The organism is Actinotalea sp. JY-7876 (assembly GCF_014042015.1).
GTDB lineage: Bacteria > Actinomycetota > Actinomycetes > Actinomycetales > Cellulomonadaceae > Actinotalea.
In genome coordinates, this window is the sequence record NZ_CP059493.1 from 1,335,574 (window position 1) to 1,358,910 (window position 23,337).

21 protein-coding genes are annotated in these 23,337 nt (G+C 75.3%); 14 read left to right on the forward strand and 7 right to left on the reverse strand.

The features are described 5' to 3' along the window. Positions 1 to 13: 13 nt before the first annotated feature. The gene (locus H2O74_RS06330) at positions 14 to 676 is read right to left on the reverse strand and encodes a class I SAM-dependent methyltransferase (RefSeq protein WP_255491820.1); all 663 of its coding nucleotides are present in this window, start codon (positions 674 to 676) and stop codon (positions 14 to 16) included. 109 nt (positions 677 to 785) lie between these two features. Here H2O74_RS06330 and hflX point away from each other — a divergent pair, with 109 nt between their 5' ends. From hflX to H2O74_RS06345, 3 genes are all read left to right on the forward strand, one after another. Further along, complete coding sequence (gene hflX, locus H2O74_RS06335; protein ID WP_182113622.1) at positions 786 to 2,273, forward strand: GTPase HflX; 1,488 nt, start codon at positions 786 to 788, stop codon at positions 2,271 to 2,273. A gap of 52 nt (positions 2,274 to 2,325) precedes the next feature. Beyond that, complete coding sequence (locus H2O74_RS06340; protein ID WP_220458027.1) at positions 2,326 to 4,584, forward strand: ATP-dependent DNA helicase; 2,259 nt, start codon at positions 2,326 to 2,328, stop codon at positions 4,582 to 4,584. A gap of 81 nt (positions 4,585 to 4,665) precedes the next feature. After that, the gene (locus tag H2O74_RS06345) at positions 4,666 to 5,655 is read left to right on the forward strand and encodes an L-lactate dehydrogenase (RefSeq protein WP_182114103.1); all 990 of its coding nucleotides are present in this window, start codon (positions 4,666 to 4,668) and stop codon (positions 5,653 to 5,655) included. 7 nt (positions 5,656 to 5,662) lie between these two features. On the opposite strand, the gene lexA is transcribed toward H2O74_RS06345, so the two are convergent. Next, a complete protein-coding gene (gene lexA / locus H2O74_RS06350) occupies positions 5,663 to 6,427 on the reverse strand; it encodes a transcriptional repressor LexA (RefSeq protein ID WP_182113623.1) in 765 nt (254 codons plus the stop codon). Positions 6,428 to 6,683: 256 nt separating this feature from the next. Here lexA and H2O74_RS06355 point away from each other — a divergent pair, with 256 nt between their 5' ends. The 3 genes from H2O74_RS06355 to H2O74_RS06365 all read left to right on the forward strand — a co-directional run bounded on the left by H2O74_RS06355 (position 6,684) and on the right by H2O74_RS06365 (position 8,308). Beyond that, entirely contained in the window at positions 6,684 to 7,118 is a 435-nt protein-coding gene (locus H2O74_RS06355; protein WP_182113624.1) for a LysM peptidoglycan-binding domain-containing protein, read from the forward strand. Between the two features lie 128 nt (positions 7,119 to 7,246). Beyond that, positions 7,247 to 7,708, forward strand: coding sequence for a transcriptional regulator NrdR (gene nrdR / locus H2O74_RS06360; RefSeq protein ID WP_182113625.1), 462 nt, complete (start codon positions 7,247 to 7,249; stop codon positions 7,706 to 7,708). Between the two features lie 66 nt (positions 7,709 to 7,774). After that, a complete protein-coding gene (locus H2O74_RS06365) occupies positions 7,775 to 8,308 on the forward strand; it encodes a hypothetical protein (protein WP_182113626.1) in 534 nt (177 codons plus the stop codon). Positions 8,309 to 8,320: 12 nt separating this feature from the next. On the opposite strand, the gene H2O74_RS06370 is transcribed toward H2O74_RS06365, so the two are convergent. Both H2O74_RS06370 and H2O74_RS06375 read right to left on the reverse strand, forming a co-directional pair. Further along, positions 8,321 to 10,030, reverse strand: coding sequence for an AMP-binding protein (locus tag H2O74_RS06370; protein ID WP_182113627.1), 1,710 nt, complete (start codon positions 10,028 to 10,030; stop codon positions 8,321 to 8,323). Positions 10,031 to 10,079: 49 nt separating this feature from the next. Continuing rightward, complete coding sequence (locus H2O74_RS06375; RefSeq protein WP_182114104.1) at positions 10,080 to 11,102, reverse strand: aldo/keto reductase; 1,023 nt, start codon at positions 11,100 to 11,102, stop codon at positions 10,080 to 10,082. Between the two features lie 148 nt (positions 11,103 to 11,250). On the opposite strand from H2O74_RS06375, the gene H2O74_RS06380 reads away from it, so the two are divergent. Then, positions 11,251 to 11,523 (forward strand): DUF5302 domain-containing protein, encoded by a 273-nt coding sequence (locus H2O74_RS06380; protein ID WP_182113628.1) that lies wholly within the window; start codon positions 11,251 to 11,253, stop codon positions 11,521 to 11,523. A 72-nt stretch (positions 11,524 to 11,595) separates the two neighbouring features. On the opposite strand, the gene serA is transcribed toward H2O74_RS06380, so the two are convergent. Further along, a complete protein-coding gene (gene serA, locus H2O74_RS06385; protein ID WP_182113629.1) occupies positions 11,596 to 12,795 on the reverse strand; it encodes a phosphoglycerate dehydrogenase in 1,200 nt (399 codons plus the stop codon). A gap of 82 nt (positions 12,796 to 12,877) precedes the next feature. Between serA and H2O74_RS06390 the strand changes: the two genes are divergently transcribed. Further along, the gene (locus H2O74_RS06390) at positions 12,878 to 13,723 is read left to right on the forward strand and encodes a matrixin family metalloprotease (RefSeq protein ID WP_182113630.1); all 846 of its coding nucleotides are present in this window, start codon (positions 12,878 to 12,880) and stop codon (positions 13,721 to 13,723) included. Here H2O74_RS06390 and H2O74_RS06395 read toward each other — a convergent pair. Beyond that, complete coding sequence (locus tag H2O74_RS06395; RefSeq protein WP_182113631.1) at positions 13,702 to 16,095, reverse strand: AAA family ATPase; 2,394 nt, start codon at positions 16,093 to 16,095, stop codon at positions 13,702 to 13,704. The genes H2O74_RS06390 and H2O74_RS06395 overlap by 22 nt on opposite strands. A 148-nt stretch (positions 16,096 to 16,243) precedes the next feature. On the opposite strand from H2O74_RS06395, the gene H2O74_RS06400 reads away from it, so the two are divergent. From H2O74_RS06400 to H2O74_RS06425, 6 genes are all read left to right on the forward strand, one after another. After that, positions 16,244 to 17,425, forward strand: a complete 1,182-nt coding sequence (locus H2O74_RS06400; protein ID WP_255491821.1) for a PP2C family protein-serine/threonine phosphatase — start codon at positions 16,244 to 16,246, stop codon at positions 17,423 to 17,425. Continuing rightward, on the forward strand, positions 17,422 to 19,128 hold the full coding sequence (locus tag H2O74_RS06405) for an ATP-binding protein (protein WP_182113632.1): 1,707 nt from the start codon (positions 17,422 to 17,424) through the stop codon (positions 19,126 to 19,128). The genes H2O74_RS06400 and H2O74_RS06405 overlap by 4 nt, the downstream gene beginning before the upstream one ends. Continuing rightward, on the forward strand, positions 19,125 to 19,562 hold the full coding sequence (locus tag H2O74_RS06410; protein WP_182113633.1) for a response regulator: 438 nt from the start codon (positions 19,125 to 19,127) through the stop codon (positions 19,560 to 19,562). Before H2O74_RS06405 ends, H2O74_RS06410 begins: the two co-directional genes overlap by 4 nt. An 85-nt stretch (positions 19,563 to 19,647) precedes the next feature. Next, positions 19,648 to 20,586: a proteasome assembly chaperone family protein gene (locus H2O74_RS06415; RefSeq protein ID WP_182113634.1), complete on the forward strand. Its 939-nt coding sequence runs from the start codon at positions 19,648 to 19,650 to the stop codon at positions 20,584 to 20,586. An 82-nt stretch (positions 20,587 to 20,668) separates the two neighbouring features. After that, a complete protein-coding gene (locus H2O74_RS06420; RefSeq protein WP_255491822.1) occupies positions 20,669 to 21,946 on the forward strand; it encodes a nitrate/nitrite transporter in 1,278 nt (425 codons plus the stop codon). A 180-nt stretch (positions 21,947 to 22,126) separates the two neighbouring features. Then, positions 22,127 to 22,330: a cold-shock protein gene (locus H2O74_RS06425; RefSeq protein WP_182113636.1), complete on the forward strand. Its 204-nt coding sequence runs from the start codon at positions 22,127 to 22,129 to the stop codon at positions 22,328 to 22,330. Between the two features lie 27 nt (positions 22,331 to 22,357). Here H2O74_RS06425 and H2O74_RS06430 read toward each other — a convergent pair whose 3' ends face one another. Further along, entirely contained in the window at positions 22,358 to 23,284 is a 927-nt protein-coding gene (locus tag H2O74_RS06430; RefSeq protein WP_255491823.1) for a spermidine synthase, read from the reverse strand. Positions 23,285 to 23,337: the final 53 nt, after the last annotated feature.

Genomic DNA, 23,337 nt, shown 5'->3' on the forward strand with positions numbered 1-23,337 from the left:
CCGGGCGGTGTCCTCAGCCGCCCAGGGTGCCCGGGCCGTCCACGCGCAGCACGCGGAACCCCTTCGCGCTCGCGGCCCGCGTGACGGGGGCGCCGGCCTCGGCCAGCCAGCGCTGGAGCGAGTCGGCGCCGAGGTTCTTCTGGACGACGAGGTGCGCCTCGCCGTCGGCCTCCAGGCGACCGAGCCAGCGGCGCAGCATGGCGTGCAGGGCGTCCTTGCCGACCCGGATCGGCGGGTTGGACCACACGGCGGCGAACCGGACGTCGTCCGGCACGTCGTCCGGCCGTGCCGCCACCACGTTCGCCAGGCCGAGGTCGGCCGCCGTGCGGCGGACGAGGTCGAGGGCGCGCTCGTTCACGTCGACGGCCCAGACCGTCGCCCCGGGGGAGGAGAGCGCCATGGTCAGCGCGACGGGCCCCCACCCGCACCCCAGGTCGAGGAGGTTCCCGGCCGACGGCGGCGCCGGGACGGACCGCAGGAGGACCTGGGTGCCGAGGTCGAGGCGCCCGGGGGAGAAGATGCCCGCCGCCGTCCACACGCTCAGGTCGCGTCCGGCCAGCCGGACCTCGAGGCGGTGCAGCTCGCCGGACGAGGCGGGCGAGGCGCTGAAGTAGTGGTCCCCCGTGGGACCGGGCGCGGCACCCTGCGCGGGGTCGGGCGACGTCGGCTGCGGCACGCCCGGAACTCTACCGAGCCCCGTGCTGCGCCCTCGGCGTATTCGTTCGCGACCGCCGCCCCCGCGTGACACGCTGGAACGTCCCAGTCGCCGGCACGAGAGGCCCCGCATGACCCAGCAGGAACCCACCGCACGGGACGAGCGGGAGCTCGCCGAGGCCGTCGTGGCCCGCGTCCTGGCCCGTGCCGGTACCGCCCTCGACGAGGGCGGCACCCGGACGAGCGACGCCGACGGTGACCAGCTGGACCGTGCGGAGCGCGCGGCGCTGCGCCGCGTCTCCGGCCTGTCGACCGAGCTCAGCGACGTCACCGAGGTCGAGTACCGGCAGCTGCGCCTGGAGCGGGTCGTCCTCGCGGGCATCTGGACCTCGGGCACCGGCACCGACGCCGAGATCTCGCTGCGCGAGCTCGCGGCGCTCGCCGAGACGGCGGGCTCGCAGGTGCTCGACGGCGTGCTGCAGCGCCGCTCGCACCCGGACCCCTCGACCTACCTCGGCTCCGGCAAGGCGGCCGAGCTCGCGGAGCTCGTGCAGGCGGTCGAGGCGGACACCGTGATCGTCGACGCGGACCTGGCGCCGTCGCAGCGCCGCGCGCTCGAGGACATCGTGCGCGTCAAGGTCATCGACCGGACCGCGCTCATCCTCGACATCTTCGCGCAGCACGCCAAGTCCCGGGAGGGCAAGGCGCAGGTCGAGCTGGCACAGCTGGAGTACCTGCTGCCGCGCCTGCGCGGCTGGGGCGAGTCGATGTCCCGCCAGGCCGGTGGTCGGGTCGCCGGGGGTGCGGGGATCGGCTCGCGCGGCCCCGGCGAGACCAAGATCGAGCTGGACCGGCGCCGCATCCGGACGCGGATGGCGAAGCTGCGCCGCGAGATCGCGGCCATGGCGCCCTCGCGCCAGACCCAGCGCTCGGCCCGCCGCCGGCACCACACGCCGTCGGTCGCGATCGCGGGGTACACCAACGCCGGCAAGTCGAGCCTGCTCAACCGCCTCACCGACGCCGGGGTCCTCGTGGAGAACGCGCTGTTCGCCACGCTCGACCCGACGGTGCGGCGGGCGCAGACCCCGGACGGCCGCGCCTACACGCTGACGGACACGGTGGGCTTCGTGCGCTCGCTGCCCACCCAGCTGGTCGAGGCCTTCCGCTCGACCCTCGAGGAGGTCGGCGAGAGCGACGTCCTGCTGCACGTCGTGGACGTCTCCCACCCGGACCCGGAGGGGCAGGTCGCCGCCGTGCGGGCCGTGCTGGCGGAGATCGAGGGCGCGGAGTCGATCCCCGAGATCGTCGTGCTCAACAAGGCCGACGTGGCGGACCCGGACGTCGTCGTGCGCATGCGCCGTCGCGAGCCCCGCTCCGTGGTCGTCTCGGCGCACACGGGGGCCGGCATCGACCAGCTCCGCGAGATCATCGCGGCGGCGCTGCCCCAGCCCCGCGAGGCGGTCGAGCTCGTGGTGCCCTACCAGCGGGGCGACCTCGTGAGCCGGGCGCACTCCGAGGGGGAGGTCGAGTCGACCGAGCACACCGAGGTCGGCACGCTCCTGCGGGGGCGCGTGGACGCCGAGCTCGCCGCCGAGCTGCGCGCGGCGGCGGCGGGCTGAGCCGCCTGTGGTCGGTGCCGGCGAGGGCCCGCCCGCGCCGTAGGCTGCGTCGGTGAGTGCAGCACCACGGCCGGCGGCCGAGCCCTCGTCGGCTGCCGCGCAGGAGGACACCTCCCTGCTGCTCGACCGCGCGGTCGCGGCACTCGGCGGCCGGCGCCGCGACGGCCAGCACGACATGGCCCGGGCGGTCGCCCGCTCGCTCGACAGCGGCGAGCACCTGCTGGTGCAGGCGGGGACCGGGACCGGCAAGTCGCTCGGCTACCTCGTGCCGGCGGTGCGGCACGCCGTCCTCGCGGACGAGCGGGTGATCGTCTCGACGGCGACGCTCGCCCTCCAGCGCCAGGTGATGACGCGCGACCTGCCGCTGGTCGCGGACGCGGTGGCCCCGCACCTGCCCCGCGCGCCCCGCATCGCGCTGCTCAAGGGGTGGCACAACTACCTCTGCCTGCAGAAGGTCGCCGGCGGCTACCCGCAGGACGAGCCGGGCACGCTCTTCGACGCGCTGGGGGAGGCGCCCGGCGCGGCGGACCACCCGGCGGCGGGCACCGACGGCGCCGCTCGGCCCGGACCCGGTGACCTCGGGCGGCAGGTGCTCCGGCTGCGCGAGTGGGCCGAGGAGACCGCGACCGGCGACCGGGACGACCTCGTGCCCGGTGTGCCGGACCGCGCGTGGCGCCAGGTCTCGGTGACCGCGATGGAGTGCCTGGGCAGCTCGTGCGCGATGCTCGAGCAGTGCTTCCCGGAGCGGGCGCGCCGGGCATCGCGCGAGGCCGACGTCGTGGTGACGAACCACGCGATGCTCGGGATCGCGGCGGGCGGGTCGCCGAACGTCCTGCCCGAGCACGACGTCCTGGTGGTCGACGAGGCGCACGAGCTCATCGACCGGGTCACGGCGCAGGCCACGGCCGAGCTGTCCGCCGCCACGGTCGAGCACGCCGCGCGGCTGGCACGGCGCCACGGCGGCGTGCCCACGACGGATCTCGACGTCGCGGGCCAGGACCTCGGTGCCGCGCTCGCGGAGGCACCCGAGGGTCGCTTCCGGGGTGGGCTCCCGCCGGACCTCGCCGCGTCCGTCGCCGCGGTCCGCGATGCCGCCCGCGCCCTGCTCACGCTGCTCAAGCCCGAGCCGGGCACGACGGCGCCGTCGGCCGAGGGCGGACGCAAGATGGCCGCGTCCGCGGTGCTCACCGTCTTCGAGATCGCTGAGCGGATGACGGGCGACCCGGTACGCGACGGTCGGGACGTGGTGTGGTGCGCGCGCGGCGGGGAGGGCTGGGGCCGCTCCGCCGGGGTCTCCCGGCTGCACGCAGCGCCCCTGGCCGTGGCGGGTCTCGTGCGCTCCAACCTCCTCGCCGGCCGGACCGCCGTGCTCACCTCCGCCACGCTCACGCTCGGCGGCAGCTTCGTGCCGCTCGCGCGCTCCGTGGGGCTCGACGCCGCCCCGGGCGACGCCGCGTCCGACGCCGCACCCGCCGCGCCCGTCGCCGGCACCGCGGCCGGCGCCGACGCGGTCCGGCGCGGCACCGAGCCGGCCGCGCCGGAGGTCGCGGAGGACGTCGCGCCGGATGCCGCACGCGCGGCGGCGACGACGCCCGGGCCGATGCGCTGGCACGGGGTCGACGTCGGCAGCCCGTTCGACTACCCGCGCGCGGGGATCCTCTACGTCGCCCGGCACCTGCCGGCCCCGGGGCGCGAGCCCACGACCGACGCCCAGCTCGACGAGATCGCCTCGCTCGTCACCGCGGCCGGCGGCGCGACGCTCGGCCTGTTCTCCTCGCGCCGGGCCGCGGTGGCGGCCGCGGAGGCGATGCGCGAGCGCCTCGACGTCCCGGTCCTGTGCCAGGGCGACGACCAGCTGCCGACGCTCGTCGAGCGGTTCACGCAGGACGACGCGACGTGCCTGTTCGGCACCCTCTCGCTCTGGCAGGGGGTCGACGTCCCGGGCCCGACGTGCCGCCTGGTGCTGATCGACCGCATCCCGTTCCCGCGCCCGGACGACCCGGTGCGCTCCGCGCGCACCGAGGCGGTCGAGCGTGGCGGCGGCAACGGCTTCATGGCGGTCTCCGCGACGCACGCCGCCCTGCTGCTGGCGCAGGGCGCGGGGCGCCTCGTGCGGACCGACGCCGACCGCGGGGTGGTGGCAGTGCTCGACCCGCGGCTGGCGACGGCGCGCTACGGGCAGTTCCTGTCCCGGACCATGCCGCCCTTCTGGCAGACCACCGACGGCGGCGTCGCGCGCGCGGCGCTGGCCCGGCTCGCCGCACAGGCCGGCGGGCCGGCGATCACCCGGGGGCCGGACGCCGCCCCGTAGGGTGGCAGGCACGACCCGACGAACGAGAGGCGACGGCTCATGGCGGACGTGGCAGGACGTGTCGAGCACGAGCACGACGACATGGGGCTCGACGCGTCCCCGACCGGGCGCCGCACCACCAAGCTCGCGGTGGTCGGCGCGGGATCGGTCGGCTCGACCATGGCCTACGCGGCCCTCATGCGCGGGGCCGCGCGCTCCGTGGCGCTCTACGACATCAACACGGCGAAGGTCGAGGCCGAGGCGCTCGACATCGGCCACGGCATCCAGTTCATGCCGATGGCCGACGTGGTCGGGTCCGACGACATCCAGGTCTGCGCCGGTGCCGACGTCGTGGTCGTCACCGCGGGCGCCAAGCAGAAGCCCGGGCAGAGCCGCCTGGACCTCGCCGAGGCGACGATCGGGCTCGTGCGCGGGATGCTCCCGGACCTGGTCGCGGTCGCGCCGGACGCCGTGTACGTCATGGTCACGAACCCGGTCGACATCGTCACGTACGCCGCGCTGAAGTTCTCCGGCCTGCCGCCGAACCAGATGTTCGGCTCCGGCACGGTGCTCGACTCCTCGCGGCTGCGCTACCTGCTCGCGCAGCACACCGGCATCGCGGTGCAGAACGTGCACGCGTACATCGCGGGCGAGCACGGCGACTCCGAGATCCCGCTGTGGAGCTCGGCGACCATCGGCGCCGTGCCCCTGATGGAGTGGCCGGGCGTGCCCGGGCCCAACGGCACGGTCGTCGGCCGGCTCGAGGCCGCGGACCGCCAGCGGATCGCGGAGGAGGTCGTGAACTCCGCCTACCGGATCATCGCGGGCAAGGGCGCGACCAACTACGCGGTGGCCCTCGCGGGCTCACGCATCATCGAGGCCGTGCTGGGCGACGAGCGCCGGGTGCTCCCGGTGTCCTCGCTCCTGGAGGACTACCGCGGCATCTCCGACGTGTGCCTGTCGGTCCCGTCCGTGGTGGGCCGAGACGGCGTGGCCGCCCGGCTCGAGATCCCGCTGTCCGACGAGGAGCTGGCAGGGCTGCGCCGGTCCGCCGACCAGATCCGCGCCGTCGCGCGGCAGTTCGGGCTCTGACCGGGGGTCACAGGCTCCGCAGCACGCTCACCACGCGCCCGAGCACGACGGCGTCGTCGCCCGGGATCGGCTCGTAGGCGGCGTTCTGCGGCAGCAGCCAGACGTGGCCGTCCGCACGCCGTAGCGTCTTCACGGTCGCCTCGCCGTCGATCATGGCCGCGACGATCTCGCCGTTCTCGGCCACGGGCTGGCGCCGGACCACGACCCAGTCGCCGTCGCAGATGGCGGCCTCGATCATCGAGTCGCCCGCGACCTTGAGCAGGAACAGCTCTCCCTCGCCGACGAGCTGGCGGGGCAGCGGGAAGACGTCCTCGACGACCTGCTCGGCGAGGATCGGGCCGCCGGCCGCGATGCGACCCACGACCGGCACGTACGACGGCGCCGGGGCGGCGTCGTGCATGCCGGTCTCGTCGACGGGCACGCCGCCCCGGTCGGCGCCGAGCCGGCTGATGGCCCGCGAGTCGTCGGGCTGCACGACCTCGATGGCGCGCGGACGGTGCGGGTCGCGCCGCAGGTAGCCCTTGCGCTCGAGCACGGTGAGCTGGTGCTTGACCGAGGACGGGCTCGTCAGCCCGACCGCCTCGCCGATCTCCCGCATGCTCGGCGGGTAGCCCCGCCGCTCGACGCTCGACCGGATCGTCTCGAGCACGAGGCGCTGGCGGGGCGTGAGCCCGTCGCCGCCCGCGGCGGCGTCCGGCAGCGCGGTCACCGACGCGAGGTCACCGCCCGGCTGCTGGTCGGTGCCCGACGGGGGTGTGGTCCTGGGCGCCATGACGGCCTCCGTGTCTCTCGGGCGATGTCTCTCGGGCGATGTCTTCTCGGGCGACCGGCCCTGCGACGGGTCGTGTCAGTGCCTCGTGATGGTCTCTCGTCGTGCCTCCACCTTAGGGGCGCGATGCCGCGTGATCAAACATCTGTTCGAGCGTGTCTCGACACGGTGGGTGGCCCGTGGTAGACATCGTACAGACGTTCGACGTACAGCCGTTCGACGGACACGCGTTCGAATCGCTCGACGAAGGGGAGACGCCATGACGGCGATCATGTGGGACCACGAGCCCGTCCTGTCCGTCCGCACGCCCGCCGCACGCACGACGGCCGGACGCACGACGGCCGGCCGCACGACGACCCGGCGCGTCCCGGAGGTCCGGGCCGCCGACGGGCGGGCCCAGGGCGGGCACCTGCGCCTCACGCGCCGTGGCCGGCTGACGGTCTGGCTGGTCGCGGCCGCCGCCGGGGCGGGCGTCGTGCTCTCGGCCCAGGCCGCCGGCGCGGACTCTCCCGCGGCCGCCCAGCCCGTGGTCACGCACGTCGTCGCGCCGGGCGAGACGCTCTGGGAGATCGCCGGGGGCGTCGCGGCGCCGGGCCAGGACCGTCGCGACGTCGTCGCCGACCTCGTCCAGCTCAACGCGCTGGGCGGTGCGGAGCTCCAGGTCGGGCAGCAGATCCTCGTGCCGCAGCCCTGATCCCCAGCCCTGACTCCGCAGCGCTGATCCCGCCGCCCTGGCCCCCAGCGTCCGTGACCACCGCGGTTCGCAGCGCGGTGCCCGCCGACGGTACGGTGTGGCGGTCAGCCGGAGGAGGTGGAGGCGCGATGCACTGCCCGTTCTGCCGGCACAGCGACTCCCGCGTGGTCGACTCGCGCACGTCCGACGACGGCGCCTCGATCCGGCGCCGGCGGCAGTGCCCGAACTGCCAGCGCCGCTTCACCACGTTGGAGACGGCCTCGCTCTCGGTGGTCAAGCGGTCCGGGGTGACCGAGTCGTTCAGCCGCGAGAAGATCGTCAACGGCGTCCGCAAGGCCTGTCAGGGGCGCCCCGTGAGCGAGGACGACCTCGCCCTGCTGGCGCAGCGCGTCGAGGAGAACCTCCGCAGCACCGGCACGGCCGAGCTCGACGCCCACGAGATCGGGCTGTCGATCCTCGGCCCGCTCCGCGAGCTCGACGAGGTGGCGTACCTGCGCTTCGCGAGCGTCTACCAGGCGTTCGAGTCGCTGGACGACTTCGAGGCCGCCATCACGGCGCTGCGCGCCGAGCACGGCGACCGTCCCGCCTGAGCGTCATCCGGTCGCGCCGCGTGGGTGCCTCTGCGACGCTTGTCCGGTCACGAGACGGGAGGCGCGATGACCGACGCCGCTGCGGGCCGCACGTCCCCCGCCACCGGTGGGCTGGACCGCGCGGCCCTGTCGACCTACCTCAACGACCATCTCGCCGGCGCCGTGGCCGGCTCGCATCGCATGCGCCGGACGGCCGAGGCGCTCGCCCGGACCCCGGTGGGCCCGGGACTGACCCGCGTGGCGGACGAGGTCGAGGGCGAGCGGGAGGAGCTGCGCGCGCTGATCGGCGACCTGGACCTGGTCCAGGCCCGGCCCAAGCAGGTGGCGACCTGGGCCGGGGAGCGGCTGGCGCGCCTGAAGACGAGCGGGGCCGGCCTGCAGCGGGAGCCCTTGACGGCCCTCCTGGAGGTCGAGCTGCTGCGCAGCGCCGTCGTCGGCAAGCGCGGGCTGTGGCAGACCATGACGGCGCTGGCGCCGGCCCTGGGGGTCGACGCGGACCGGTGCCGTGAGCTGTGGGGGCAGACGGACCGGCAGGTCGCCACCCTCGACGAGGTCCACGACTACGTGCGCTCGCGCGTGCTGCGCGAGGCGGCGCGCTGAGGGTGCGCCGCCTCAGCGGTTCATGACGTCCTGACGCACGACGCGCCGCAGCACCTTGCCGATCTGGGAGCGGGGCAGCTCGCTGAGGACCACGAGGTCGCGCGGCAGGGCGTAGCGCGCCAGGCGGGTCTCGCACCAGGCGCGGACGGCGTCGAGCTCGACGCCCGTCGCACCGTGGGACAGGACCACCGCGGCCACGACGCGCTCGCCGAGGTCACCGGCGGCGGGCACCCCGACCACGGCGACGTCCTCGATGCCGGGCATCTGCCGCAGGTGGTCCTCGACCTGGGACGGGTACACGTTGAAGCCACCGGTGATGATGACCTCCTTGATGCGGTCCACGAGGCGCACGAAGCCGTCGGGCTCCACGACCACCACGTCGCCGGTGCGCAGCCACGTCCGGCCCTCACGCTCGATCAGGACGGCCGCGGTCTCCTCGGGCCGGTTCCAGTAGCCCTGGAAGACCTGGGGGCCCGAGATGAGGAGCTCGCCCTGATCGCCGGCCGGGACGTCCACCATGGGGTCCTCGGGGTCCACGACCCGGATCCACGTGGAGGGGAAGGGCAGGCCGAGCGTCCCCGGACGACGTGCCTCGGAGAGCGGGCTCCCGAGCGCCACCGGCGAGGTCTCCGTCAGGCCGTACCCCTCGACGAGGATCCCGCCCGTGACCTCCTCCCACGCCCGCGCCGTCTCGGCGGAGAGGGCCATCGCGCCCGAGATCGACCGGCGCAGCGACGTGAGGTCCGTGCCCGTGCGCTTGGCCGCCGCAGCCAGGCGCTCGAACATCGGCGGCACCCCCGGCATGAAGGTCGCGGGGCGTCGGCGCTGGGCGGCGAGCACGGTGTCGACGTCGAACTTCGGGAAGATCACCGAGGTCGCCGCGATGCGCACCGCGTAGGTCAGGCAGAGCGTGAGGCCGAAGGCGTGGAAGAACGGCAGGGCCGCGTAGACGGTCTCGCTGCCCACGTCGTGACGGGTCCAGGCCTGGCCCTGCGCCGCGTTGACGGCGATGTTGCGGTGCGTCAGGACGGCGCCCTTGGGGGTGCCCGTCGTGCCGCCGGTGTACTGCAGCAGGGCGACGTCGTCCAGGTCCGGGTGGGGGTGTGCCGCGGGCAGCGGCTCCGCGCCCCGGACGAACCGCGCCCACGTGGTCACGTCGGGTGCGGTCGGGACCGGCGACCGCAGGGCGTCGCGGCTGCGCCGCGCGGCCGCGATCGGCAGGCGCAGGGCGACGCGCGAGGACAGCGGCAGGTCGGCGGCGAGGTCGACCGCGACCACGGTGCGCACGGAGGTGTGCGGTCGCGCCTCGAGCACCGCGGGGACCGCCTTGGTCCACACCAGCGCGACCGTCGCGCCGCTGTCGGCCAGCTGGTGGCGCAGCTCCTCGCTGGAGTACGTCGGGTTGTGCTCGACCACGACGGCGCCGATGCGCAGCACCGCGTAGAAGGCCACGACGTGCGTCGCGCTGTTCGGCAGCACCAGGGCCACGCGGTCGCCCGGCCGCACGCCGTGGGCGTGCAGCGCGCCGGCGGCCTGGGCGACCCGGCGGGCCAGCGAGCCGTAGGTCGTGCCGCGGCCGAGCAGGTCGGTCGCGACGCGGCCCGCGTACCGCGCGGCCACGTTCTCCAGGGTCCGTGTCACGGGCCCGTCCAGCTCCGGCACGTCGGCGGGGACGCCGGGTGCGTACGAGGCGAGCCAGGGGCGGTCGGCGGTGGGTTCCACGTCTCGATTCTAGGTTACGCAACCGTAGGTTGATGACCAGAAGGTCCCGTCACAGGTCGCTCGAGCGTGCAGCCCAGAGGTTCACGCCGGCGTCCTGCGCGAGGGCGTCGACCGCCGTCAGCTCGTCCACCGAGAAGCCGGGCCCGTCGAGGGCGGCCAGGGTGTCGTCCAGCTGGGCGGTGCTGCTCGCCCCGACCAGCACCGAGGTGGTCCGCGGGTCGCGGAGCACCCACGAGATCGCCATCTGGGCGAGGCTCTGGCCACGGGCCCGGGCGATCGCGTCGAGCCCCCGGACGCGCCCGAGGTTCTCGGCCGTCAGCCACGCCGGGTCGAAGGAGCCGCCGCGCGCGGCACGCGAGTCCGGCGGCACGCCGCGCAGGTACCGGTCCGTGAGCAGACCCTGGGCGAGGGGGGAGAACGCCACCAGGCCCATCCCCGCGCGCTCGACGACGTCCAGCAGAGCCTGCTCGGTGCCGTCCGGTCCGGCGGCGGGGCGCTCGACCCAGCGGTTCAGCAGCGACCAGGACGACTGGTGCAGCGTGAGCGGGACGCCCAGGTCCCGGGCCACGTCGAGCGCCTCGAGCGTCCGCGCCGCCGAGTACGACGAGATCCCGACGTACCGCGCCCGGCCGGAGGTCAGCGCCGTGCCGAGCGCCGCGATCGTCTCCGCCAGGGGCGTCGTCGGGTCGAAGCGGTGGCTGTAGAAGACGTCGACCTCGGGGACGCCGAGGAGCGCGAGCGACCGGTCCAGCGAGCGCAGCAGGTACGCCCGGCCGCCGTGCTCGCCGTACGGTCCCGGCCACGCCCGGTAACCGGCCTTCGTGGTCAGCACGAGCTCGTGGCGGTGGCCCCGCAGGTCGGTGCGCAGGAGCCGGCCCAGGGTCTCCTCCGCCGCCCCGGGGGGCGGCCCGTAGTTGTTGGCGAGGTCGAGGTGCGTCACGCCCCGGTCCACGGCGTGCAGCACGATCTCGCGCTGCAGGGCGACGGGGCGGTCGACCCCGAAGCCCTGCCAGAGCCCGAGCGAGACGGCGGGCAGGAGCAGACCGGAGCGCCCGGCGCGGCGGTACGTCATGGTGGGCACCGCCCGACGGTACGCCGACGCGCACCCCGGGCGTCCAGGGAGAAAGGCGTTGGTGCGGCGCAGTAGCGTGGCACCGCCCCACGCACCAGCGCCGGAGCCCGGGAGCCCCCGGAGGACGACCACACCAGGAGGTGGGCCCATGGCCGACGACCGCAGCCAGACCCCCGAGGACGGCGCCGGCACGGCGCCCGAGGACACCACGGTGCCCGAGGACACCACGGTGCCCGAGGACACCACGGTGCCCGAGGACACCACGGTGCCCGAGGACGCCAAGGCGCGGTTCCGCGAAGCGCTCGATCGCAAGCAGGGCGCCGCGCACCGCAGTGCGCAGGGCCGGTCCAACACCGGGGCCGTCCACGGCCCCGAGACGACCGGCCCCGGCAAGCGCACGTTCCGCCGCAAGACCGGCTGACCGGGCCGGTCCGGGCCGCAGCGGCCCGGACCGGACCCCGGAGTCAGGACGCCCGGGCCGACCCCGCCCGGGTCAGGACAGGACGCGCAGGCGGATCGTCTGCGGCATGGTCCGCAGCACGTCGCACACGTCGGGGCCCAGGTCCGCGGCGACGTCGGTCACCACGTAGCCGAGCTCGCCGCGCGTCGCGAGGAGCTGGCCCTCGATGTTGACCCCGTGCTCTGCGAGCGTCTGGTTGATCCCCGCGAGGACGCCCGGGGTGTTGTGGTGCAGGTGCGCGAGGCGGTGGGTGCTGGTGCCCGCGGGCAGTGCGAGGTTGGGCAGGTTGACGCTCAGGGTGGTCGAGCCCGTGCGGACGTAGTCCCGCAGCTTGTTGGCCACGAACTGCCCGATGGCCTCCTGCGCCTCCTCGGTCGACCCGCCGATGTGCGGGGTGAGGATGACGTTGGGCAGGCCGCGCAGCTCGGAGTCGAACGCGTCCCCACGGCGCTTGGGCTCCTCGGGGAAGACGTCGACCGCGGCGCCGCCGACCCGCCCCGACAGCACGTGCTCGCGCAGCGCCGCGTAGTCCACGACGAACCCGCGCGAGAGGTTGAGGAAGATCGCGCCGGGCCGCATGCGCGCGAACTGCGCCGCGCCGAAGAGGCCGGCGTTGCCCTCACGCCCGTCGACGTGCAGCGTCACGACGTCGGCGACGTCGAGGAGCTCGTCGAGCGTCTCCATGCGGCGCGCGTTGCCGAGCGCGAGCTTCTCCTGCGAGTCGTAGAAGACCACCGACATGCCGAGCGCCTCGGCGAGCACCGACAGCTGGGTGCCGATGTTCCCGTAGCCGACGATGCCCAGCGTGCGACCGCGCACCTCGTGCGAGCCCTCCGCGGACTTGTCCCACACGCCGTCGTGCAGGGCGCGGTCGCGCTCGGTGAGGCGCCGCGTCAGGGCGATGATCTCGGCGAGCGTGATCTCCACGACCGAGCGCGTGTTGGAGAAGGGGGCGTTGAACGTGGCGACCCCGCGCTCGGCGGCGGCACGCAGCGCCACCTGGTTGGTGCCGATGCAGAATGCGCCGATCGCCATGAGGTCCGGGGCGGCGTCGAGCACGCGCGGCGTGACCTGGGTCTTGGAGCGGATGCCGAGCAGGTGCACCCCGTCGAGGGCGGCGATCAGCTCGTCCTCGTCCAGCGCGCCGGTCCGGGACGTCACCTCGACCCCGTCCGACTCGAGGATCGTCGTGGCCAGGGGGTGGAGGCTCTCGAGGAGCAGGGCGCGCAGCACACGTCCATGGTGGACCGCCGGGGGAGCGCGGCCAAAACCGGCCCGACAGGCGGGACGCCGCGCACACCGGGACACTGTGCGCGTGGAGCATGCGGCGCCGGTCCCGGAGGTGGTGCGGCGTCGTGCCCGGCGCCGGCGCCGTCCCGGCGTGGTCGTGCTCGTCCTGGCCGTGGCGCTCACCGGCGGTGCCATGGCCTACGAGGGGTCCGGCGGGGACCTGCAGGCGCTCGTCCGCCCCCGGGCGTACGTGGAGATCGACGGCGAGGCCGTCGCCGTGCCCGCGCCGGCCCCGGCGCAGGGCCGTCCGCTGCCCGCCGTGGCCGTGACGACGTCCGGCTCGCACGCCTTCCTGCACACCGACGCCGCCGGCGGGCCCGTCGGCTACGACCCCTGCCGGCCGGTGCGGTACGTCGTGCGCCCCGACGGTGCGCCGGCCGGGGGCCAGGCGGTCCTGGACGAGGCGGTCGTCCTGGTGCAGGCGGCGACGGGCCTGCGGCTCGAGGCGGCCGGCACCACGGACGAGGAGCCGCGCCTGGAGCGGCGCCTCATCCAGCCCGAGCGGTACGGGTCGGGCTGGGCGCCCGTCCTGGTCGCGTGGTCGGACGAGACGGTCGTGCCCGAGCTCGCGGGCCAGGTGGCAGGCGTGGGCGGCTCGGCCGCCGTGCCGGGGGCCGACGGCACGGGCAGGTGGCTCGCCGCGGGGCGCCTCGTGCTCGACGCCGACGACCTCTCGGAGCTGCTCGCCCGCGACGGGGGAGCGGCGCAGGCGCGTGCCATCGTCGTCCACGAGCTCGCCCACGTGCTCGGGCTCGACCACGTCGACGACCCGGCCGAGCTCATGCACCCCATGACGTCGACCCGCACCGACCTCGGTCCGGGCGACCTCCAGGGTCTGGCGCTCCTGGGTCAGGTCGCCTGCGAGGAGTGAAGGGGCGCGGCCGGGGCGTCCGCCTCGTCGCCGACCAGCCCTGCGGGGAGCCGGCCGCTCGCCACCACGTGGAGCCGACGCGTCGGGCGCGTCATCGCGACGTAGAGGTCGCCCGGGGTCGCCTCGAGGTCCGCCGGCTCGACCAGCACGACGACGTCGAACTCGAGCCCCTTGGTCTCGCGGGGCGTCAGGACGGCGAGCGGTGCGTCCAGGACGCCGCCTCCGGACGGCGGCCGGAGGAACGGCGCCAGCGCCGAGGCCGCGAGAGCCGCGCGCACCCCGGGGGCGCGCCCGGGCGCGGCCACGACCACCACGCGGCCGCCCTCGTCCCGCGGGCCGCCCTGGGCCGCGTCGGCACCGTCGGCACCGTCGGCCGGGTCGGCGCCGAGGGCGCCCACCAGCCGCAACCCGTCCCGGGCGGCCGCCGCGACGGCGTCGGGCAGCCCGGCGACCTCGACCCGGTGCAGCTCGAGCGCGTCGGGCACCTCGCGCGCGGACGTCAGAGGGCTGACGGGCAGACCGGCCGCGCGTGCCACGCGCTGGGCCGTGCTCGCGACCAGGGCCGGGGTGCGGTAGTTCACGGTGAGCTCGGCGAGTCGCCACGACCCGCGCAGCACCGGGTCCAGCATCGCGGCCCAGGCGCGGGCGCCGGCGGGGGACGCCGTCTGGGCGACGTCGCCGACGATCGTCATCGAGCGGGTGGGGCAGCGCCGCAGCAGCATGCGCCAGGCCATCGCCGACAGCTCCTGCGCCTCGTCCACGACGACGTGCCCGTACGTCCAGGTCCGGTCACCCGCGGCCCGCTCGGCGGTCGTGAGCAGCGGACCGCCCTCGCTGAACCGGTCGGCGAGCAGCTCGGCGCTGACCAGCCCGCGCCCGGCGCCCGAGGACGAGAGCACCTGGCGGGCGTAGTCGAGGTCCTGCTGGCGGGCCCGCGCGTCCTGCGCGGCCTGGGCGCGGGCGGCCTGGTCGTCCTCGCCCAGCATCTCGGCGACCTCGTCCAGGAGCGGGACGTCGGCCGCGGTCCACCCGTGCTCGGGGTCGCGCAGCAGGCGGGCCCGGTCGGCCCGGGACAGCTCGCGGGCCGCGGCGTCCAGCCGCGCGGGCTTGGTCAGGAGGTCGCCCAGGAGCTTCTGGGGGGTCAGCGGCATCCACGCCAGGTTGAGCGCGATCCTGACCTCGCGCGTCGTGCGCAGCTCCTCGACGATCTCGGCGCGGTCCTCGGCCGGCACCGCCTGGCCCAGCTGCGTGACGTACTGCTGCGCCAGGCGCGAGAGCATGTCGCGGACGAACCCGACGCGCGCGAGGTTGTGCGGCTTGCCGGTGCGCCGGGCGCGCGCGATGGCGTCGGCGACGTCGGCCGGCGTGATGGTCACGTCGTGGCCGTCGACCCGCACCGTGACCGGCTCCGCCGGCACGCGCTGACGCTGCCGCACGGCGCGCGCCAGCACCCGCGCCATGACCGCCCGCCCCTTGATCTCCGCGACGTCGTCGGGCTCGGTGGCCTGGGCACGCACGCCGGGCAGGAGGTCGGCGACGGTGGTCGTGACCACGCCGGTCTCGCCCAGCGACGGGAGCACCTGGTCGATGTACCGCAGGAAGGTGTGGCTCGGGCCCACGACCAGCACGCCGGAGCGCTCGAGGGTGCGCCGGTGCGCGTAGAGCAGGAAGGCCGCGCGGTGCAGGGCGACGGCGGTCTTCCCGGTCCCGGGGCCTCCCTGGACGACGAGGGCGCCCGCGAGCTCGGAGCGGATGATCGCGTCCTGCTCCGCCTGGATGGTCGCGACGATGTCACCCATCCGCCCGGTGCGGCCGCTCGTCAGCGCCGCGAGGAGGGCACCCTCGCCGGACAGGCCCTGCAGGACGCCCTGCGCCGCCGCCCGGCCCTCGCTGCCGTCGTCGTCGGTCGCCCCGGCCAGCCGCACCAGCGCGTCGAGGTCGAGGACCTCGTCCTCCAGGCCCGTCACGGCGCGCCCGCGCGTGACGAGGTGCCGGCGCCGGACGACGTCGTCGGGCTGCGCCGCCGTGGCGCGGTAGAAGGCCTGCGCCGCCGGGGCGCGCCAGTCCGTCAGCAGGGACGTGTGCTCCTCGTCGGTCAGCCCGATCCGACCGATGTACCGCACCGCGCCGTCCGTCAGGTCGAGCCGGCCGAAGCACAGGCGCTGCTCGACGGCCTCGAGCTGGGCCAGCCGGTCCTCGTAGAGCGTCGCGAAGGCGTCGCGCTCGGAACGGTTCTGCGGGGACCCCGAGGGTCCGACCCGACGCACGCGGGTGAGCCGGGCCCGGGCCTGCGCGCGCAGGGCGTCGAGGCGCGCGTACCGCACGTCGACGGCGGCCTGCTCCTGGCGCAGCTGGTCCTGCCTGGAACTCACGGGGCCCCCTGGGATCGACGCTCGCCGGACGCGGCCGTCCATTATCCGCCCTCGTGGCCGCGTCCGGGACCGTGCGCCACGCGCGGACCTCTAGGATCAGCCGGTGCTGCACTCTGCGTCCCCGTCGGCCGAACGCGAAAGGTCGCCCGTGCCCTACCACGAGCTCAACCCGCGGCCCATCACGGTGCTGCTCGTCGAGGACGACGACGCGGACGCCCTCCTGGTCGGGGAGCTGTTCGCCGACACGGACCAGCCCGTCGACCTGATCCGTGCGCGCACGGTGGACGAGGCGCTGACCAAGCTCGACGTCGACTGCGTGCTGCTCGACCTCGGGCTGCCGGACGCCGTGGGCATCAGCGCGCTCGAGCGCGTCCTCGACGCCGGGACGGTGCCGGCGGTCGTCGTGCTCACCGGGCTCTCCGACACGGGCCAGGGCCTGCGGGCCGTGGCCGCCGGCGCGCAGGACTACCTCGTCAAGGGCGAGGTGGACCCCGAGCTGCTCGCGCGGTCCGTGCGCTACGCCATCCAGCGCCGCCGCGCCGAGCGCCAGGAGCGCGAGCTGTACCGCGCCCAGGTGCGCGACTACGAGACGACCCGCCTCGAGCGGGCGCTGCTGCCCACCCCGCTCGTCGGCGACGGCGCCCTCGAGGTCCTCGTGGGCTACCGGGCGGGGCGCGACGGCCTCCTGGGCGGCGACTTCTACGACGTGGTCGAGCGCGACGACGGCTCGGTCGCCGCGGTCGTGGGCGACGTCGCGGGGCACGGCCCCGACGAGGCGGCGCTGGGCGCCACGCTCCGCACGGCCTGGCGCACGTCGGTGCTCGCCGGGCTCTCGCCCGCGAAGGTCCTCGACGTGGTCGAGCAGATCCTCACGGCGGAGCGCGGTCGGCCGGAGATCTTCGCGACCCTCGTGCAGGTGGTCGTCGCGCCCGACCGCCGCTCCCTCGACCTGTACCTGTGCGGTCACCCCACGCCGTTCCTGCTGGGCGTGCCCACCACGGCCCTGCCGTCCGACCAGCGGGGGCGGGCCCTCGGCATCCCCGTCCTCGGCGGCTGGAAGCCCCAGCGCGTCGAGCTGGGGGAGTCGTGGCGCGTGATCATGTTCACCGACGGCGTGCTCGAGACGACCGTCGACGACGGCCTCACCCGCCTCGGCGAGGACGGCCTGCAGCGCGTCATGGAGCAGCAGCTCGCGACCGAGTCCGAGCCGGGCCAGGACCCGGCCGGGCCCTCGCTCGTGGACGCGATCCTCGAGGCCGTGACCGCGCGCCACGGCGGCAACCTGGTCGACGACACGGCGCTGGTGCTGCTCGGCTGGGGCGGTCGGTGAGCTCTCGGGTCCGGCCCGGCAGTGCGACCTCGCTGACCCGGCGCCTGGCGGTCGCGAGCACGGCGGTGGGGGTGGCGCTCGCGCTGCTGACCGGCGCCGCCCTCTGGGCGCTCGTGGCGTTCACCGAGCGGCTGGAGGCCGTGACCGGGCTGTACTTCGACGCGGTCACCGAGGCGGACTCCGCCTACACGATGTTCGTCGACGCCGAGACGGCGGTGCGCGGGTACGCGCTCACCGGCGACCCCGTGACCCTGGAGCCCTACTCGCGGCTCACGGCCGGCGTGGCGGACTTCCTCACCGGCACCGCGACGGAGCAGGCGCTCGTCGAGGACCTCGGCGTGGACCACGCGGTCCTCGACCTGCGGGCCGACGTCGCCTCGGCGCTCCGGGCGTGGTCGGACGACTTCGCCGACCCCACCATCGCGGCCGTCGAGGCCGACGGGCCCGCCGCGGTGGCCCCCGGGGACATCGAGCGCGGCCGCCTGCTGTTCGAGGACGTGCGCACACCGATGGAGGAGTACCTCGACGCCGTGAAGCTCGAGCGTGCGGCCGCCGTCGACGAGCTCAACGCCTGGAACCGCGTGCTGCGCGCCGTGCTCCTCGTCTTCGCCCTGGGCGCGGTCGCCGTGGGGGCCCTGCTGTGGGTGTACCTGCGGCGCTGGGTGACCACCCCGTTGGCCCAGCTGGCGCAGGACGCCCGCGTCGTGGCGGACGGCGACGTCGCGCACCCCGTGGCCGTGACCGGCCCGGGCGAGGTGGGCCAGGTCGGACGCGACGTCGAGCAGATGCGGCTGCGCCTGGTGGACCTCCTGGCGGAGGCGCACGCGTCGCGCGCGGCGCTCGAGGAGTCCCACGCCCAGCTCGTGGAGCAGGCGGAGGACCTGCGGCGGTCCAACCGCGACCTCGAGCAGTTCGCGTACGTCGCCTCGCACGACCTGCAGGAGCCGCTGCGCAAGGTCGCCAGCTTCACGCAGCTGCTCGCCAAGCGGTACGAGGGGCAGCTCGACGAGCGCGCCGACCAGTACATCGCCTTCGCGGTCGACGGCGCCAAGCGCATGCAGCGTCTCATCAACGACCTGCTCGGCTTCTCCCGCGTCGGGCGGATCGGCGGCGAGCTGTCGGACGTGGACCTGGACGCGGTGGTCCGTCGGGTGGTCGGGGACCTCGACGAGCAGATCGCCGAGTCGGGCGGCGAGGTGCTGACCCAGGACCTGCCGGTCGTGCGCGGGGAGGAGCCCCTGCTCACGCAGCTGGTGGCGAACCTCGTCGGCAACGCCCTGAAGTTCCGGCACCCCGAGCGGGCGCCGCGCGTGCGCCTGGAGGGGCGCCGCGCGGGCGACGTGTGGGAGCTCGCCTGCCACGACAACGGCATCGGCATCGACCCGCAGTACGCCGACCGGGTCTTCGTGATCTTCCAGCGGCTGCACGCCAAGGACGTCTACGAGGGCACGGGCATCGGGCTGGCCCTGTGCAAGAAGATCGTGGAGTACCACGGCGGCCAGATCTGGATCGACCCCGAGCCCGCCGACGGCGGCACCACGATCCGCTGGACGCTGCCCGTGCGGGGCGCCGACGGCGTCGAGCCCGACGGTGCCCAGGCCGACGGTGCCGACCGCGCGGATCCCGTAGGCTCGGCGCGGGCTGCCGAGGTGGACGTGGCCCACGAGGACGCCGGTACCGGCGGGGAGGACGCTGCTCGATGACCGATCCCAAGCCGATCGACGTGCTGCTCGTGGAGGACGACCCGGGCGACGTCCTCATGACGCGCGAGGCGTTCGCCGAGAACAAGGTCGCCAACCGCCTCGCCGTCGTGAGCGACGGCGTCAGCGCGCTGGCCTTCCTGCGCAAGGAGGGCGAGCACGCCGACGCGCCGACGCCGGACCTGATCCTCCTGGACCTCAACCTGCCCCGCATGGACGGCCGCGAGGTCCTGGCGGCGATGAAGTCCGACGACCAGCTGCGCCGGATCCCCGTCGTCGTGCTGACGACGTCGGAGGCCGAGGAGGACGTGCTGCGCAGCTACTCGCTGCACGCCAACGCCTACGTCACCAAGCCGGTCGACTTCGATCGCTTCATCGACGTCGTCCGCCAGATCGACGACTTCTTCGTCTCGGTGGTCCGGCTCCCCTCGCGCTGAGGCCCCGCCGTCGGCGTGTCGCCGGCGGAATGCGGGGCGGGCGGGCGGCGTTGCGCCCACAGGAGCGAGGAGGACGGAGGACGTGATGCGTGAACCGAGCGAGATCTACACGATCGACGAGGACGTCGCGCGCGACCTGACGCTGCGCGCGGAGGCCGGGCAGGGCCCCGTCCTGCTGCACATCGTCCGCGGCTTCGTCGACGCCGGCAGCGCCGGCCAGGTCGCCGCGCGGCACCTCGCGGACCGGTTCGAGTCCGAGCGCCTCGTGACCTTCGACGTCGACGCGCTGCTGGACTACCGCTCCCGGCGGCCGACGATGGTGTTCGACGCGAACACGTGGTCCGAGTACGAGGAGCCCTACCTCGCGGTCGACGTCGTGCGCGATGGCGAGCACGTCCCCTTTCTGCTGCTCCACGGCACCGAGCCGGACGTGCAGTGGGAGCGGTACGTCGCCGCCGTGCGGCAGATCGTCGAGCGCTTCCGGGTGCCGCTGTCCGTCGGCGTGCACGGCGTGCCGATGGGGGTGCCGCACACCCGCCCGCTGGGCGTCACCGCGCACGCCAACCGCCCCGAGCTCGTCGCCGACCACGAGTCGTTCTTCGGGCGGGTGCAGGTGCCGGCCAGCGCCAGCTCCCTGCTCGAGTACCGCCTCGGGCGCTGGGGCCACGACGCGATGGGGTTCGCGGTCCACGTGCCGCACTACCTCGCGCAGTCGTCCTACCCGCAGGCGTCGCTCGTGGCGCTCCAGCAGGTCGAGCGCGCGACCGGGCTGGACCTGGACCCGTCCGCGCTCGAGCCGGCCGCCCGCGAGGCGACCGAGGAGATCGAGCGCCAGGTCGCGGGCTCCGAGGAGATCGCCGCCGTCGTGCGGGCGCTGGAGGAGCAGTACGACTCCTTCACCCGGGCGATCGGCCGGACGAACCTGCTCGCCGACCAGGCGGACATCCCGACGGCCGACGAGCTCGGCGAGGAGTTCGAGCGCTTCCTGGCGCAGCAGCAGGGCGGGGACGGCTCGCCGAAGTGACGGTGGGCACGCAGAGATGACGGTGGCGACAGGTCCCGCGACCGGCGGTCGCGGGACGCACAGGCGCGCGAGCCTGGTCCTCGTGGCGGCGTTCGTGGCGTACGCGATCGGCGTGCTGCACCGGGGCTCGCTGGGCGTGGCGAGCGTCGAGGCCACCGAGCGCTTCGGCGTCGGCGCCGCGGTGCTGTCGACCTTCGTCGTCGTCCAGCTGGGCGTCTACGCCGCGCTGCAGGTCCCGGCCGGGGTGCTCCTCGACCGCTTCGGGCCGCGCGTGATGATCGGCTCCGGCGCCGTGCTCATGGCGACGGGCCAGCTGCTGCTGGGTGTCGTGGAGGACCTCCCGGCGGCCTACGTGGCGCGCGTGCTCATCGGGGCGGGCGACGCGGCGACGTTCATCTCCGTCGTCCGGCTGGTGGCCGCCTGGTTCCCGGCCCGTCGGGTCCCGCTCCTGACCCAGCTCACAGGCATCGTGGGGCAGTCCGGGCAGGTGGCCGCGGCCGTGCCGCTCGTGGCCGTCCTGCACCTCGCCGGCTGGCAGACGGCGTTCGTCGGGCTCGCCGCGGTGGGCGCGATGGCGTCGGCGCTCGCGTTCGGCGTGGTGCGGGACGGTCCGCCCGGGACCGTCGTGCGCAGCGGCGGCGGGCTCCTGTCGCCGGTGCGCGAGGTGGCGCGCGTACCCGGCACCTGGCTCGGGTTCTGGTCGCACGCGCTGAGCCAGTTCAGCTTCACCGTGTTCGTGCTGCTGTGGGGCTACCCCTTCCTCACCGTGGCGCAGGGGCTGAGCCCCGCGCAGGCCGGTGGGCTGCTCACGCTCAACGCGCTCGCGGTCGTGGCGTCCGGTCCGGTCGTGGGGACGCTCACCGGGCGCCACCCGCTGCGCCGGTCGTGGATGGTGCTCACCATCGCCTTCGCGACCCTCGCCGCGTGGGTCGCCGTCCTCGTCCACCCGGGACGCAGCCCGCTGTGGTTGCTCGTGGTCCTCGTCGTGGTCCTCGGCGTCGGCGGGCCCGGCTCCGCCATCGGCTTCGACTACGCCCGGACGTTCAACGCGAGCGGGCGGCTCGGGACCGCGACGGGCCTCGTCAACGTCGGGGGCTTCGCGGTCGCCGTCGTCTCGGTCCTCGCGGTCGGCGTGGTGCTCGACGTCGCCGCGACGCGCGGCGCGGCGCCGCTGTCGCTGGAGGCGTTCCGCCCCGCGTTCGCCGTCATGCTCCTGCCCTGGCTGGGGTGCCTGGCCGGTCTCCTCCTGAGCCGGCGGGCGACGCGGCGTGAGATGGCCTCCCGGGGCGTCGTCGTGCCCCCGGTGCGTGCGGTGCTCGCGCGGCGGCGCGGCGCGCGGGCGGCCGACGGGACGCCCTGAAGCACCCAGATGGACCGCATTTGACTATGGCGCACGCGGGAGCCGCGTGCGATGCTTTCCGCGTTGCGAGGGCTGACCTGTCCGGCACCGCCAGGACGTGGGACTAGCACTGCGGCACGAGGACCGGGCACAAGGTCGGGTCATCAGCGTCCCCCGGTTGGACAGAAGGACAGGCACAGCATGGCGCAGGGATCTGTGAAGTGGTTCAACGGCGAGAAGGGCTACGGCTTCATCGCCCAGGACGGCGGCGGCGCCGACGTCTTCGTCCACTACTCCGCTATCGAGACGCAGGGGTACCGCACGCTCGAGGAGGCCCAGCGGGTCGAGTTCGAGATCACGCAGGGTCCCAAGGGCCCCCAGGCCGAGAACGTCCGCCCGCTCTGACGGACCTCGCACGGCGGCCGCGTCCCCTCAGGGGGCGCGGCCGTCGTCGTCTCCGGGCGTGACCTCGGGAGCCTCGTCGCGGAGCTGCGGCGAGGAGCCGGCGAAGGCGGCCAGCTCGTCGCCCGTGACGAGCGCGGCGGGCACCGGCAGCGTCCGCAGGTGCCGCGCGAGCGCGGGCGGCACGGGTCGCGTGGGCCCGCCGGGCGCGCGTCCGGCGATCACGAGGTTGCCGTAGCGGCGTCCGCGCAGCTGGCCGGGCTCCGCCACGAGCAGCACGTCGTCGAGGACGGCGCGCGCCGTCGCGACCTCGGCGCGCGCGGTGGTCAGCGGCGGGCGGTCGGCGCAGTTCGCCAGGTAGAGGCCACCCGGGCGGAGCACGCGGCACACCTCCTGCAGGAACTCGACGGTGCGCAGGTGCGCCGGCGTGACGTCGGGGGCGAAGACGTCGCGCACGACGACGTCGGCCGAGCCGGTCGGCAGCGCGGCGAGCACCGCGCGCGCCTCGCCCGCGCGCAGGCGCAGCCGTGGCGAGCGCGGGAGGGCGAACCAGGTCCGCACCAGTCGCAGGAGCTCGGCGTCGACGTCGACCGCGATCTGACGGGAGCCGGGGCGCACCGCCTCCAGCCAGCGCGGGAGCGCGCAGCCGGCCGCGCCGAGGTGCACGGCGTCCAGGGGTGGGCCGCCCGCGTCGCGCCCGTGCGCGTCCGTGTCGGTGGTGTGCGTGAGGATCGCGGCCATGTGCTGCATGTACTCGAACTCGAGCCAGGTCGGGTCGTCGAGGTCCAGGTGGGAGCTCGGCACGCCGTTGACGAACAGCGTCACGGCGCGGGGGTCGTCCGGTGACCTGGTGACCTCCGCGGTCCCGGTCGCGATCGGCACGGGGCCGTCCGGGAGCTCCGGCGCGGCCGGCGGGGTCGCCGGGCGGCGACCTCGGGACTGGCGACGATCGGGCACCGGCACACGCTAGCCCTTGACGTGGCTCGAACAGGTGTTCGATGATGGCTGAG